The sequence below is a fragment of the bacterium genome, from assembly GCA_037143175.1.
Lineage (GTDB): Bacteria > Verrucomicrobiota > Kiritimatiellia > CAIKKV01 > CAITUY01 > JAABPW01.
Map to the genome: position 1 here is coordinate 66,091 of JBAWZF010000004.1, position 15,733 is coordinate 81,823.

The following is a 15,733-nucleotide window of genomic DNA, read 5'->3' on the forward strand; positions in this document are numbered from 1 at the left end:
GATTGCATGAAAACGATCGTTAGTCGAGGAGTGGGATTTGCCTTACTGGTGATGACCTGGAGTGCTGTGGCTGGTGAATTAACTGTGGATGGCAGCATGGTGGTGAAGACCAATCTGGTCGTTAACGGCCAGTTGAGCAGTAGCACTCTGGCGTTAACCAATCTGGCTATCAGCGGGGAAGCCACCATTCAGCGAGCCGTGATCCTGCATCTGGCGCCACAAGGCGATCTGGGAATGGGGCCCTACACAAATGGGGTGGGGGGAAGATGAAGAGAAAGATGTTTCACGCGAAGTTCCGGTATTTTTTGATTTCGCTATCCCTGTTCCAGTTTTCTGCCATTGCGACTCCCCAGGCGGCGCCATCAGCGGTGGTGGTGAAACGGTTTTCGGAAATCCCGGTGGAGATGGCAACGGGCGAATTCTTGCAACGCGAAAATGCGGATCTGTGGATCAAATCACGCGGGCTAACGCTGGACGTCACCCGCAATTACCGAAGTCAGCGCGAGACCAGCGGGGTGTTCGGTTACGGCTGGAACTGGAATCAGGGTGAGCATTTGGAATTTCCGGGGGATTTTGTCATTCATTACGTTACTCCGGATGGAGTTATTCCCATTATGCCGGATGTCTCCTTTACCAGTGTCTATGCGCAGGTGTGTATATCATCGCCTTCATGGGGGCAGGGCGTTAAGGCAACTGGTCTACCAGACGCGATTGGGGGGTATGGCAATGTGGCACACTTTTACGGAGCGATTGCGTCGCTCCAGCCTCTGGTAGTTGGTGGTTGGGGATTTTCTCCACCAACAGGCCCCTCGACGATCATTCAGGTCGATTTATCCTCGATTGGTGCCACGGCGTATGACTCGGATCACCCGCAATATGGTGTCTCTATGAAACTTTCAGCGGGCGGCTCCAATTCCGTTACTTGGGGCCACAAGGCGTATGACTTTGATTATGTGAATATCACAGGCGACCGGGCTTCATGGACATGGGCGGATGTCAATGCGGTGCAGGCTAAGCTGGAACTGGGCTCCTACACTCAAAATACGGCCATGGATGTGATTGTGGACACCTTTCATCTCGGCGTGACTTACACCAAAAACTCGAGCGGCCAGTATAAGTATCTTCCCGGCACCACATTTGAGCTAGTTCAAACCAATAATGAGTATTGGATCAACAACAAGAACGGGACCCGGTTGGCCTTTGCTCATGACGGGAAATTACTTCGCAAAACTGATGCCAATGGAAATGTACTGACATTTCATTACGATGTTTCAGGACGGTTAAGTCGCGTCGCAGATGCCTTGAAGCAGTCCATTACCTTCAGCTATGAAAATGGACTTCAGGGTGCCCGGATTGTCCGGCTTGAAGATCATCTGGGGCGCTCCGTAGGCTATGCCTATCTTGGAGAAAACCTGGTGGCCGTGACCAATGTGCTTGGGGATGTCACGCGGTATGCCTATGACGATTCTCAATCTCAGGAGGAACTGCGCCACAATCTTGTTGGCCGGACTGATCCCGAGGGGCATTCAGTCAGGATCGCTTATTACACCACCAATAGTACGCCGGATCGGGTATGCGGGTATTGGGATGGTGAAATGGCTGAAGGGCGATCCAACGAGGTGGATTACCTCTACCTGAAAGGAACAACCTATTCCTGGCGACCCGGCTCTAAAAGCATTCAAGGCGTCGTCTATAACAGTTCCAACGATATCAGTCAGGTTTACATCCGGGAGGGCGAGCTGACCTATCGTGAAAGTGATGGAATCAATCTCGTGGCCCAGCATTCCGCGGAACACGTCAGCTCAGTCAACACAGCCGTTTGGCAGAATATTGAAAGTGCGCTTGGCGATACGAATGGAGTGATGGCTTATAATCCGGGACTGAGCACGAACAGCGCCCTGGATGTTTCAGGCTGGGGATTTGCGGTGCCAGGCTTGAGCAATGACATTGTCCAGGTCATTTTGTCGGTACGGGGGATGGCGACCAATACCGTTTCACTGTCGGCTGTCGGCATCGCTTCCACCAATTGGCTGGCAACGAATAGTAACTGGGTGGCCCTTGATATCAGTCGGGCGAAATCAAAGTGGACGTGGGAGGATGTCAGTAACCTGACCGCGCGGATAACATTACCGGCAGGCACTACCAATCCTGTGCCGGTCTGGCTAGATGGATTTAGTTTGAAAGTCGCTTATCGCCATTTTGATCCCGGGCGTGATCCGCTGGATCTGCTTTATTTCTATGATCTTGCTCACAATATGGTGTCGAGTGACCGTGGCGGTTGTGCTCATCAGTTTTCCTATGATGCCCGTGGAAATCTGGTGTCCTGGACTGATTCTGAAAATAACATCCGGCGTTATGAATATGATCCAATTTCCAATAAGCCGGTTCGCACCTGGGACCCATTGGGGCGGGTGACCTCGATGGAATATGATCAGGCGGGACGTTTGATCAGGACGACAGATGCGGCGGGTAATTCGTCGACCATGGCTTATGACGGCTATGGGAACGTGATCCGGACAAAGGATACCGCCGGGGCTGTGGAGGAGACCCTATATGATGCACATGGATTGAATGTGGTTAGGAGGCGAAACCGTCGGGGATTTGAAACTGGTTATGATTATGATTCATTGGGGAATTGCATTCGTGTCACGGCCCCTGATGGAGGGCGAAGACATGCCGTGTTTAATGCTGGAGGGTTGAAGCTTTCCGAGCGAGATGAAGCCGGTATTGAAACCCGGTTTGAATATGACCGCAATGGGCAACCAACCAACATCGTGAGCGCCGCGGGAACTTTGGAGGAAACAGCTGAGGGACGGCAGCTGGATGGGCGCGGGCTTGAAGTGAATCGTCGGGATCCTCTCGGGCACCAGGAATTTATCGAATACGATGCGGATGGACGGCCCATTTGTCGGATCGACCGGTTGGGGGGCCAGACTCTGACGGAATATGATGAGAATGGAAATCCATGGCGACTGACCGATGCCGTGGGGCAAACGCGTGAAACCATCCGTGATGAGCGGGGCAACATCTTGGCCGACCTGGATCGGCGAGGGTGTGCGGCCTCCTTTACATATGATCGTAATAACAACCCGGTGTTTATTGTCGATAAGAGCGGGAACCGGATAACGATGGATTATGATGCCAATGGAAACAAAATATCCGAGATCTATCAGTGGGCCGGTTATCCGGGTTGTCCTGAATCGGATAGGCCTGAGCCATTGCATATGGCATACGCCTATGATGCGCTGAATCGTGTCACGAACAAGACGGTTGGCGTTGGGCGTGGTGACATTCATACCACGAGCAGCGGTTATAATGCAGCTGGACAGCTTGTCTTTGAAGCCGATGCCAGCGGCAATACCCGCGTGACTGATTATGATGCCGCTGGAAATGTTACGAATACCTGTTTAAGGGATGCCGCAGGAAAGCGGGTTGAATGGGTATCAGCATTTTATGACAGTGCCGATCGGTTGATTATGGAGATTAAAGGGGGGCTATCCACGAACCGGTACGAGTATGATTGTCGTGGACTCAAGATTGCCTCGATTGACCCCCATGGTCATCGCACCAGCTTTAACTATGACGGGCATCGCCGCTTGGTTCTGACCGTTGATCCGGATGGAGCAACACATCAGAGGGCTTATGATCGCTGCGGGAATAAGGTGCGCGAAGTGAGTGGGCATGATGCCATTTCGTGTTTCGAGTGGGATGCAGCGGGGCGAATGACGCGGCAGGTCTGTGGCGTAGGCCTGCCGGATGCCCGCGAAGTTTCATTTGTCTATGATCCCCTGGGGCGTTTGACTACTGAAATCAATCCGCTCGGGTATAAAATTTCCAGGACTTTTGATGCGGAAGGTAATCTAACAAGTGAGACCAACGCGCAGGGGTTTGCAAAAGCCTGTAGCTATGATGCTGCCGGCCGGGTGACGAATACAGTAGATGCGTTGGGATATCAGATCGTTCAGTGGCTCGATGGGAATGGTAAATTATGGCGGCTGCAGGATAAGAAAGGGGCCGTGACCACCTCCCGCTATGATGCGTATGGACGGCGGGTCAAAGTGACCGATGCGCTTGGTTATTCCGTGACGTTAAGTTATGACGTTCGTGACAACAAGATTACTGAGATCGATCCCCGCGGACTGATGACCCGGTATGAGTATGACGCCGCTAATCGGGTGACCAATAAAGTTGTGGGGGTTGGGGTTTCGGGCGCAGTGAAGACATCTACGATTTATGATCCATTGGGGAATGCGGTCATTTCGGAAATCTCCGGACTATCGAATGGGGTTTCGGCTAAAATCTCCAGCGTTTTTGACCACGCGGGTAATCTGCTCTCCAGCACCGATGCATGTGGCGGGGTGATTTATCATCGCTATGATTCCATGGATCGCGAAATCGAAGTGCGTGATGCGTGTGGCGGAGTGACTCAAACGTATTACGACAAATTGGGGCGTGTTATCGCCAGAGTGGATGCCTTGGGGGCGATGACGCGGTCCAGTTATAACGCATACGGGCTTAAACGAACGCAGACAGATGCAGTCGGTGCCACGACCCATTTCGCGTATGATTCGCTTGGGCGATTAACCAATACTACGGATGCACTCGGTGGAACTGAATCCCGGAAATATGATGCGGGTAATCATCTCGTCAGGTTGAAAAGCAAAAACGGAGGGGTGTCCATATTGGACTACGATTCTCTGGGGCGCCTGACAAATACCTTGAATGCCTGCGGCTATCCATCCTGCAAAGCCTACGATCCAGACGGAAATATTGTCGCTGAAACCGATGGAAGAGGGGGGCGCACTGAATATGGGTATGACGCCTTGAATCGATGTGTTTCTGTCAGGGATTCTGTCTCCAATACCCTGTATTTCGCCTATGATGCCGTGGGAAATAAAGTGCGTGAAATGCTCCCCTCAGGTCTTGTCATTTCCTATGGATATGACTGGTTGGGACGGCTGGTCCAGAAAACAGTTGGTGCAGGGCGATCAGATGCCCGGCGAACACGGTATGAGGTGGATTATGCGGGTCGTGTGGTGGCAGAGTGGGATCCCCTCGGGCAGGTGGTCCGGACAAGCTACGATGCCAACGGGAACAAAACCAATGTGGTGGATCGCAGAGGATATCAGGCACAGTTTTATTACGATGCGCTGAACCGGTTGATTCGGAGCGTTGATGCGCTGGGGAATTCTGCCCGCGTTGAATATGATGTTTCGGGGCGTATCGTACGAGCCCTCAACCGGCGCGGGGCTGCGACTGTTCATCAGTATGATGCCGAAGGCCACCTCATTGCGTTGCAGGATGCCGAAGGAAATCTCAAGCGAAACCAATACGACTGCCTGGGACGTGTGACGGACGAAATTGAACCTAATGGACTTCATACCAGGTTGGCCTATGACGCGGCGGGGCAGGTGACAAATCGAACCAGCGTGGCGCCGGGCGGTGAACGTCGGAGTGAATCCTTCCAATTCGATTTGCAAGGTCGGAAGGTGCTCGCCTGCAATGCCATGGGCGTCGTGACTGAATTCCTGCGTGATGCCAACGGGAATGTGGTGACGGAATCTGTGCGCAATGCCAGCGGATCTTTGCTGCGAACGAAGAGCACTCAATATGATTCCCGGAATCAGTCCATTTTGGAGGTGGACTATCGGGGGGCAGCGTGGCGAACCGAGTATGATGCCATCGGGCGCAAGGTGGCGGCGATTGATCCTCTGGGAAATCGGACAGCCTATGAGTGGAATGTTTACAACGAGCTTATTGCGACTACAGATCCAGCGGGAAATTGTTCGAAGGCGAACTTTGATTTATGTGGTCGGGAAACGGAACGGCTCAATGCGTTGGGAGAACGTGAACGTTACCTTTACGACCCAAACGGTAATAAGACGGCGGTGATTGATGACAATGGGAATGTTGTCCTGACCACATACGATCCTCTTAATCGCATGAGCACAGTGAATCGTTCCAAGCCAAATGTTCCCCTGGATGTTTTGAGGCGTGCGGATGTTAATGGGGACGGGGTTGTCGATGATGCTGATGTGACAGCACTGGAAGGGGGGCTTCAATGAAGCTCAAGGCTATTATTTGTTGTATGTTCTCCGCCTTCTGCTTCCCGTTATCAGGTTCTGGTGTGATGCCTGAGTGGTGGCTGTCACGTCATGTGGTGGAGACTAACATGCCTGCCAATGATTACGCACCTGCGTTAAGAGGGCAATTATGCTGGATGGCTGAGATGGCCAAAGCAGAACTTGAGGCCAACATCCCTGGTGGAGCCAATGATGCAATTCGGGAGGGATTAGCCAGTATGGAGGCTGGCGACCATGCTGGGCCAGTCAATCTAGGGCAGCTCAAGCAGGTTGTTGCTCCTTATTATCAGCGATTGATTGAGGAAGGTGCTCTTACCGATTATCCATGGGCGGACTACGGTCTCTTGGCGGATTACAGTCCGGTCAATGTAGGACAAGTGAAGCAGGCCTTCAGTTTTCAGCTTATGGGTGTCAGCTATAACCCGTCCATTAGTGGCCTGATTGGATATTCCGGTGTACAGACGGGCGTGTTACAGGTTGTGGCGAATTCGGTGCTTGGGGGCGGATTGAAGTCCCACGCGTTCTGTGCAGGCCTGGGCCCTTATCATCTGGTGGTGGAACGCCTGCAGACAAATTGGGCGGTTGAAGCGTGGCGCGATTCAGATGGAGATTCCGAACGTGACTCATGGGAGGCGGCCAGCGTGTACGCGTTTAATCCTGTTCAGGTTACGGGAATTGTGACTGGTATTGATTTCGTTTTGCAGGATCCTGACGAGGATGGCGATGGGATACCCGGGTATGTAGAGCGGCAATTAGGGTTGGATCCCTCATCGCCACAGGATGGGGGCAGTGATGAGGATGGCGATGGCTTGTCGCTGGCCGAGGAATGGCGGGCGGGTTCAGATCCTTTGAATGGAGATTCGGATGGTGACGGCATGGGGGACGGAGCCGAGACGTTGAATGGACTCTCATCCACTAATGCCGGTAGTCATGTCGGGCCCCCGTTCGCAGAGTCATTTGAATTGCCGGAGGTTATTTGTGGCGAGCTTGGCGGACAGAATGGCTGGAACGTGGGCCTTAGCAATGTGGCGTGGGTGGTCACTAACGCAGCTCTGGGCAGCCCGCAAGGTCTGCGACTTAAGGCAGATACGAATGATAACGCCCTGATCACGCATCCTTTGGCTGCTTATGGTGTTGAGGTGGTTTGGATAGAATTCTTGGGGGCGCCCGTTCGACGTATAGCGAGTGGATTGCCGGTGATCACAAATGGCGTGGGGGCGGTTTTTTATGTGAATCGGGAGGGGTACCTGATGGTATATGATGCGACCTCCTGCCCGGGAACCTGGGTTTGCCTCTCCAATGCGCCGGTGCTGGCAATAGGGTCATTGACCCGGTTTTCCGTGCGCCAAGACTATGTGGGGCAACGGTGGGGACTGTGGATCAATGGAACCAATGTGGTTCGCAGCCTGCCCTTTGCTACAAGAGTCCCTGAACTGGCCCGGCTACGTTTTCGCAGTGCCTTTTATCAGGATGCGTTGATTGATGACATTAGTGTGTTTACCAATACTCCGGCGGGTTATTGCGTGGACTCAGACAACGACGGTATGCCAGATGACTGGGAACGGCGTTATGGACTCAATCCCTATACCTCCTCCAATCCGCTGGATATGTCTGATCCGTCCGATCTCGACTTTGATGGCCTCTCCAACCTCGAAGAATTCCAGCAGAACCTTGACCCCGGCAATCCTGATACCGATGGTGATGGGCTCAGTGATGGGGTTGAACTCGCCTTGGGAACCTCGCCAACTAATGCGAATGTGTCTATTACAGCAACGGTTCCATTCTTAGAATCCTTTGAAGCCCCGCAGGTGCTCCAAGGGGATCTTCACGGGCAGCATGGTTGGGAAGTTTCAATAGCAAATTGTGCCCTCGTACGAACGAATGGCGACGGCGAAGGCTTGCAGGCTTTATGTCTATCCGCGGCGACGACTGGTGCCGCCCAAATATCTCAAATAATCAAAGGCGAGATTGGTGTTACCACCTGGATCGACTTTGAGGGAATTCCCGTGCGTCGCCTTGCCTCCGCACGGCCTGAGATTCATCCGGCCTCGATGGCGGCCTTCTACATTGATGCCGATGGGGCAACCGTGGTGGCGAGCGGCTCTAATTGGATAACGCTTACCAATGCGCCTGCCATTACCGGCACAAACTGGTGCCGCTTTACGGCCATGGAAAACTACTCCAATCAAGTGTGGAGCCTCTGCCTGAATGGTCAGCTGATTGCTGAAAACCTCGGTTTCGTTCATCGATTGACCAGCTTTGCTGGTTTGCGTTTTTCCGCCCCGAGCTATACAAATGCCTGGCTGGATGCGATCCGGGTAACAACTGACGCGCCCGGTGACATTGATAGTGATGGTGACGGAATGCCAAATGCCTGGGAACTCACATACGGGCTTAATCCGGCCGATCCGGCCGATCCGTTGGACCAAGATGGTGATTCTCTCTCCGCTCTCGAAGAATACCGGCTTGGCCTGAACCCGTGTAATCCAGATACCGATGGTGATGGGATGGGAGATGGGACGGAGCAAGCGCGTGGATTATCGCCAACCCATGCTGCAGCGTATCATACACTCCCATTCAGTGAGTCATTTGAGGCTCCGCAGATCACTAACGGGCTTCTTGTCGGGCAAAATGGGTGGCGCGTACCTTTGTGCGAATCTGGCGCTGTGGTAAATATGAGTCAGCCATATTCGGGCCTTAAGGCGCTGCAGTTGGATGGCCGGACATCAGCCGTGGCAATCTATCAGCCACTGGCTGCGGCGGGGCAGTCGGTTATCTGGACAGATCTGAGAACCATCCCCGCCTTCCGGACGGCGTCCGTTCCGCCGGTGTTGGAGCCTTCTTCTACGGTGGGCTTCTATGCGGATCGTAACGGTCGACTGGTCGTGTCGGACTCAACCAATTGGGTTACGCTGACAAACGCACCCTGGGTGACAACCAATGGGTGGGTTCGCTTTACAACCTGCCAGGATTTTAGCAACCGGGTATGGAGCTTGTACATGGACGGTTGGCAGGTCGCAAGCGGTCTTGTATTTGCCTCCTGCTCGCCGCGTGAATATTCCGGATTGATGGTAAAGCATTCTGCACAACGGGCTGGCTATCTTGATTCTGTTTTAATCTCACCCGTTCGATCCGATTTATCTGACCGATTCGCTTATACTGATTGGTCCGATCTGTCTGACTATGCCGACCCCGATGGTGACGGCCTGGACAACTATGAGGAATACCTGCTGGCTCTGGATCCTCAAAATCCCGACAGTGATGGGGATGGCATGGGGGATGGGGCTGAAACCCGATGGGGGTCAAATCCCGCGGTTTCAAATTCGTTTGCCGGACTTCCATGGATTGAACCGTTTGAACCCCCGGTTGTAACATGCGGGGTTTTGGCTGGTCAGAATGGCTGGCTGGCAACCGGGACAAATATTGCCTGGGTACAGACGAATTGCATTTCTGAAGGGATGCAGTCGGCATCTCTGATGGGGACTGGTGCGGTTTCGAGGGTGAACGCAGCTTGTGGCAGTCCTGTCGTATGGATAGACTTTCAGGCCCGGCCGGTGCGGCGGTGGCTCGATTATTTGCCAGGGGTTAGTCCCGACGTCGCCACAGCATTTTTTATTAATGCAACTGGGCAGGTGGTCGTTTGTACGGCTTCTGGCTGGGAGACTTTGGTGGGACATACGCCGGTTTCAACATCCCAGTGGACTCGATTCACGGTGAAAGCCGATTATGTGGCGCAGCACTGGGCGCTATGGGTCGGTGCGGTTTGTGTGGGAAAGGCGATACCCTTTGCTAAGCCGGTGAGCGAATTTTCGGTTGCCCGGGTGTTTACACCCATTTTTTCGCGGGGTTATCTGGATGCTCTAGCCATTACTACAAACGAACCAGTCGGGCTCGACGATGATGGCGATGGTTTACCAAACTCATGGGAGCTTCAATTTGCGCTTGATCCGTCGGATCCGACAGATTCATCCGATCCTGATCAAGATGGCCTGAGCAATCTTGAAGAGTTTCTGTGTGGCACCAATCCCCGCAACCCTGATAGCGATCATGATGGTCTGGTAGATGGCTGTGACGGGGTAATGCCGATTGGCCTTTTCCTGCAAGGTGTAGATCGAAATGGAGATGGGTTTGCTGATGGGGAATCAGATTATGGCTGCAATCCATTGAGTCCGGATACCGATGGGGATGGCCTCTGTGATGGGGTAGAGGTGGCGCAGGGTATGAATCCAGCCCAGGCATCGTTGGGGCAGGGGCTGGCGGCTTGGTATCGGCTGGATGAAACCAATGGAACTGTCATTGCCGACAGTTCCAGTAACAGGCTTAACGGGGTGTGGCTGGAAGGTGGAGAGCCGAACGGAGGTATTGGCCGGATGGGAAGTGCCCTGGAGTTTGATGGGGTAACCAGTGGGGTTCGCATCCCCAGCTCGGACTTGCTTGACCGTTCAAGCAATATGACCGTATCGGTTTGGGTTCGGCCTGACGGGGGCAATACAACGGGGACACAAATGGTGGTCGCGCGTCAAGGCGGTTTAGGCCTTCAGATGACCGGGCGCCGCCCTGAAGTCCGGTTGTCAGGGAATGCAGCGGACGTGATTCCGGCGTCTGCGAGCCTTGCGGCAGGGGTATGGGCTCACGTAGCCTTGTCAATCAGCGGAAGCAATATGATGCTTTATGTGGATGGTGAGGTAGTACTGGATACTAACATCACCGCGGTGACGACAGGAAGGTTGGCTCCCCTGGGCATTGCATGTGAGGCTGTTACAACTAATTTCTGTTTCGCTGGTGGGTTGGATGATGTCCGGATTTATCACCGTTTCCTTGGCGGGGCTGAGATCCGTGAGCTGTATGCGTTGGGTGCGGATCCGGATGGTGATACTCAGGGAGCAAAAGACGAATTGACCGGTAGTTCGAACCAGGCCCAAGGCCTGTTGATGCCGGGAATTGCAGGGGATCTGGATGGCGACGGGCGTCTAACAGGGCGTGATCGAGTCAGGCTTCAGGCTCTTGTCGCGGAGCTTGGGCGGGATATCACTAAGTTTGAGTATGATGAAGACGGGAACCTGATTCGGAAAACGGATGCGCTAGGGCAAGCCGCAACCATTGCGTATAACAGGAATAATCGCCCTGTTATTTCCACGGATGCCAATGGGCATGCCACACGGCACGAGGTGAATTCAGTGGGAGCGGTGACCGCCGTAATAGATCCGCTGGGTATGGTGACTCGATTTGCTTTCAATGCTTTCGGGAACGTTACGAATTTGACGGATCCGGGCGGGAATCAGACTTGGATTGAATATAATGCTGCCGGGCAGGCTGTGCGCACTATTAATTCGCGTAGTGTTTCTACGGCGACCATTTATGATGATTTGGGGCGTGTTCAGGAAGTGATTGCTGCTGAGGGACTGCCGGAGGAACAGCGAGCGTGGTCTTATTATGATACAGCAGATCATCTGGTGAGCAATCGGAATCATCTCGGCGTGGCAAATGGGTATGTTTATGATTCCCGTGGCTTGCTCATCAAGCAGGTATTTGCTGCGGGTTCGATTGATGAGGCGATTGTAGAAACCACGTATGATGAACGAGGGTTGGAAAGAAGCCGGAAAGATCCCCGCGGATATGTCATACAGAAAACCTATGACGCCTTGGGCCGGCAGGCAGGCGCTATCGATGCGCTGGGGAATTTGTCCCGCACATGCTACGACAACTTGGGTCATGCTATTGCCAGCATTTTACCCAATGGCCGAACCATCCGGCAGGAGTATGACAAGTGGGGGCGTGCGGTTCGTGAGACTGATGGAAGTGATCAGAGGTTTATTGAGTACGATGTACTGGACAGGGTGACGGCTAAGTGCGATTGGCGGGGGATTCGCTCAGAGGTGTCATATGATCCCGCCGGGAATGTGATTAAAAATGTTGAGGCCAAGGGGACGGGGTCTGAGGCGGTTACCATTACGGACTATGATCCACTTAATCGTCCTGTTCGTGTAACAAACGCTAATGGAGGAGCAACCCGTTATGCCTACGATATCTGTGGGAATAAGTGTTCGATGTCCAATGAACTCGGGAAGGTGACCCGCTGGGCTTACCTGTATGGGAATCGCCTGGATTGGACCCTGAAACCGGACGGAGTGGTGGTGTCCAATCGGTACGATGCGCTGGATCGTTTGACCATGGAATTGGTTAATTCATTGCCGAGTGTAACATTGTGCTACGACAAATTATCCAGAATTACCAATGCGGTGGCCTTCAATAATCCCTGCAGCAGTACGGATGATAACCGTGTGGAATATGCCTATGATGGCCTGAATCGGGTGGTAAGGGAGTGGCAGAATGGTCGACTCATTCAGCGGCATTATGATGCTTCAGGAAATTCAGAGCAGGTGGACACTCCTTCAGGGGTAACGATGAGGAGGGGCTATGATGCAAATAACCGATTGATTGAGCTGAAGAATGCGGCCGGTTCGCTAACCTATGCGCGTTATGCGTATACCCCGAATGGGCGAGTTGAGACGGTGACCTATGCGAGTGGGGTGGTAGAAACCCATGGCTATGATTCAAGGGAGCGACTCAGCATTCTGCGGCAGCAAGGGGTGAACTGTGATTATAACGCCGTGCTGAGTCGAGATCCCAACGGAAACGTGACGGTGTCGTCCGAGAGTAGTGGCGAAGGCGCGACCTACACCTATGATGCAGGGAATCAGGTGACGGCTAAGAAGGTGTTGAATAACCTGCTTCGTGAATCCTTTGACTATGATCTGATGGGGAATTGGCTTAGTAGTTCAAATCCGGTGCAAGGCCGGGTAAGTCGGGCGATCAATGCCGGGAATCAGTATACCCGCGTGGGTGAGGAGGCACTCCATTATGATGCGAATGGGAGTCTCGTGGCGCGGGGTAATGCCGGGTATGTCTACGACTATAGGGGCCGACTGGTGGAGCTGCGATCCAATGGAGTGGTGTTGGCGTATTATTCCTATGATGCGTTGAATCGCCGCGTGAGTAAGGATATCGCTGGCGGGCATATTGCTTATTACTATGATGGCGAAGCGCTGATTGATGAGGCGGTGAATGGGGCATGGGGGCGCAGTTATGTATTCGCCGATACAATCGATACCCCGGTGGTATTCCTGCGTGAGGGAATACCCTATTACTATTTGAGGGACTGGCGTGCCAATATTGCGGTTCTCACAGATGCATCCGGACATCCGGTGGAGCAATTCCGCTATTCGTTATTCGGTCAGATGCAGGTATTGGATGGCAACGGGAATCCGCTGATTCAAAGTGGGCTGGGTAATATCTGGACATTTGCCGCACGGCAGTGGGATCAGGAATCCGGACTGATGCATTACCGGAACCGGGCTTACTCAGCCGAATTGGGGCGTTTTCTGCAACAGGATCCGGCGGGGTATGCTGATGGCATGAATCTCTATGCCTATGCCGGGAATAATCCACTTTTGTTTTCCGATCCCTATGGATTATATCGCTGGAATCACGGGGCGCTCGACAGTCGAGTTGGGGAATGGCTTGTGTCGCAATATGGTCAGCTTCGCGAGATCGAACGACAACGTCGGGCGTATGAGGAAGCCTTGCGCCAGGCAGAAGAAGAACGACTGCGGCAGCAGCGTGCTGCGGAGGAGTGGGCTGCCCGAGCCTTAACTCGATACCAGAATGAGCACCCGCGCGAGGTGCGCGATATGGTTAGCAAGTACCGTCATCTAGGGATGAACGAGCAAGAGGCGACCCGGATGTTGATGAGCGGTGTGAACTCTATTCCCCGGTTAGGTGCCACGGTCGGGCCTAATGATACCCGACGGGAATGGTGGCTGGATTACTATTTACGGGGGGGGCAGATCAATGACGTCATGCGCGGGGAAATGAGTCGCATGGGTACTGCCAACGTGGATCAGTATTTTGCGAAAACGTCGGCTAAAGAAACGCAGTTACGCAATAAGCGAAAAGCAACTCAACAGCAATACACGATGGCGGCGGTGGCGATTGTGGCCACGGTGGTCACTTGTGGGGCAGGAGGGGCGCTGGGTGCTGCAATGCTGGGAACGGTGGGAGTGACCGTGACGACAGCGACGACAGCCTCGTTTGGTGCCTATGTCGCGGGTGCGGTGGTGATTCAAGGGGTTTCCTCTGCTGCCACCACCATGATATCGCATGGGAATATAGGTGATTTTGCCCAGTCATGGGCCATAAGTTCTGCGGCTTCTGTAGCGGGTTATGGAGCCGGATATGGGATGGCAAAAACAGGTTGGGATGTGCCGATGCAGTTGGCAACCCAGTCCGGCACCAGCACTTTCGTCTCCTCCGGTGCGCGAGCAGCGATCGATGGAGGTGGATTTAAAAATGTGTTCCGTGATACGGCCATCAGTTTTGCAGCGGGCGGGATGATGGGGACCTTCATGGCTGCTCCGGTTGAGGGGCAGAGTCCTGCTAGTTTTGGTGACTATATGCATGCGGGCAATGTATCGAACTTGGGTTATTTGCACTCGCCCATATCCGGGGGGGTACAGGGTTCGCTCAGAGCCGCAGTGTATGGCGGGAATATGGTGGAAGCATTCGGGGATGGTGCCATGTCGAGAGATGCTTTGATCGACTATGCAATGGCCTCCGTGATCGCTCCAGTGGCGAGCCGTATCTCAGCAGTGCTGGTTGAGGCTTTGCCGAGTGAGACGCGTTCAGTTGCTCAACCTGAAAAATGGGAGGATCGACCTCCCGTAGTGAAAGCTACGGAAAGTGAGTTCGTGAAGGAAAAGTTCAGTAAGCGGGTGCTACGGGGAAGCGCCGCAACGGTGGTCAACCATTTGGAGGAAATGGCCGTGGCCCCGTCGCGTTCCCTGATGGCCATTTGCAAAACGATCATGGCCGATACCTGGAAGGTGCGTTCACAAGTGATTAATCCCTTCTCGCGGAGTTTCGTTGGATTCCAGTTAGTGGATGGTGTGGCTGATGCGGCACTGGTGGCAGGGGGACTCCCCATTAGCTTTTTGTCGGGTGATTTTCTGGAAAGCAAGTGGTCGGATTCGGGCGATTCTTTGGATGGAGTAAGAGCGGTGAACTTTAATGGCATGGCCAATACGCAGGTCGACGCGGAAAACATGAAAAGAACTACAAGTAGTATCAAGGGAGCAGGGACTGTTACGCAAGTGGCCAATAGTACGCATGGCTGGATGATTCTTGGGGATGCCATTCAATCACTTGGCAATGAGTTTGGCTTAATTGATATCACTGCGATACGAGGGGCAAATACGCTGAGAAGCGTTGCGGCTACAGGAGTGGCTACAATTGATGTGACCGCGCATAGTCAGGGCTCAATGACATTCCGCCGCGCCTTGGACTTGGTTGATGATCCGGGGATCAGGAATCGTATCCAGTATCAAGGAATTGGCTCGGAAACGTATATCAGCAAAAACTACTTGGGACTAAAGAGCGCTGACAATTATTGGAACCGCTCGGCTAGCGGCGTGGATGGGGTTCCTCTTTCGAACTTTGTGCCCGCTCCATCAAAAGTTTTTAGTGATTTATCGTTTCTGGGGGGAGATGACGCCTGGAAAATCGTGCAGTCGCCACAGAATATAAAAGAACCTAATGGTAATCATCATGGGGTTCAATATTACGCAGGGTATTTACGAAAATAAGAAAAATAT

General features: G+C 53.3%; 3 protein-coding genes. All 3 read left to right on the forward strand.

Annotation, left to right across the window (positions count from 1 at the left end; translation table 11 throughout):
• Window positions 1–6 precede the first annotated feature (6 nt).
• Genes WCI03_02835 through WCI03_02845 form a run of 3 tightly spaced genes read left to right on the forward strand, consistent with a single transcriptional unit; the run spans window position 7 to window position 15,724 of the window.
• A complete protein-coding gene (locus WCI03_02835) occupies window positions 7–270 on the forward strand; it encodes a hypothetical protein (GenBank protein MEI8138784.1) in 264 nt (87 codons plus the stop codon).
• On the forward strand, window positions 267–6,065 hold the full coding sequence (locus tag WCI03_02840; GenBank protein ID MEI8138785.1) for a DUF6531 domain-containing protein: 5,799 nt from the start codon (window positions 267–269) through the stop codon (window positions 6,063–6,065). The genes WCI03_02835 and WCI03_02840 overlap by 4 nt, the downstream gene beginning before the upstream one ends.
• A complete protein-coding gene (locus WCI03_02845) occupies window positions 6,062–15,724 on the forward strand; it encodes a LamG-like jellyroll fold domain-containing protein (protein ID MEI8138786.1) in 9,663 nt (3,220 codons plus the stop codon). Before WCI03_02840 ends, WCI03_02845 begins: the two co-directional genes overlap by 4 nt.
• The last annotated feature ends 9 nt before the right edge of the window (window positions 15,725–15,733 follow it).

Coding starts and splice junctions, on each gene's coding strand:
- WCI03_02835 (MEI8138784.1), top strand. CDS start 7: ATGAAAACGATCGTTAGTCGAGGAGTGGGATTTGCCTTACTGGTGATG.
- WCI03_02840 (MEI8138785.1), top strand. CDS start 267: ATGAAGAGAAAGATGTTTCACGCGAAGTTCCGGTATTTTTTGATTTCG.
- WCI03_02845 (MEI8138786.1), top strand. CDS start 6,062: ATGAAGCTCAAGGCTATTATTTGTTGTATGTTCTCCGCCTTCTGCTTC.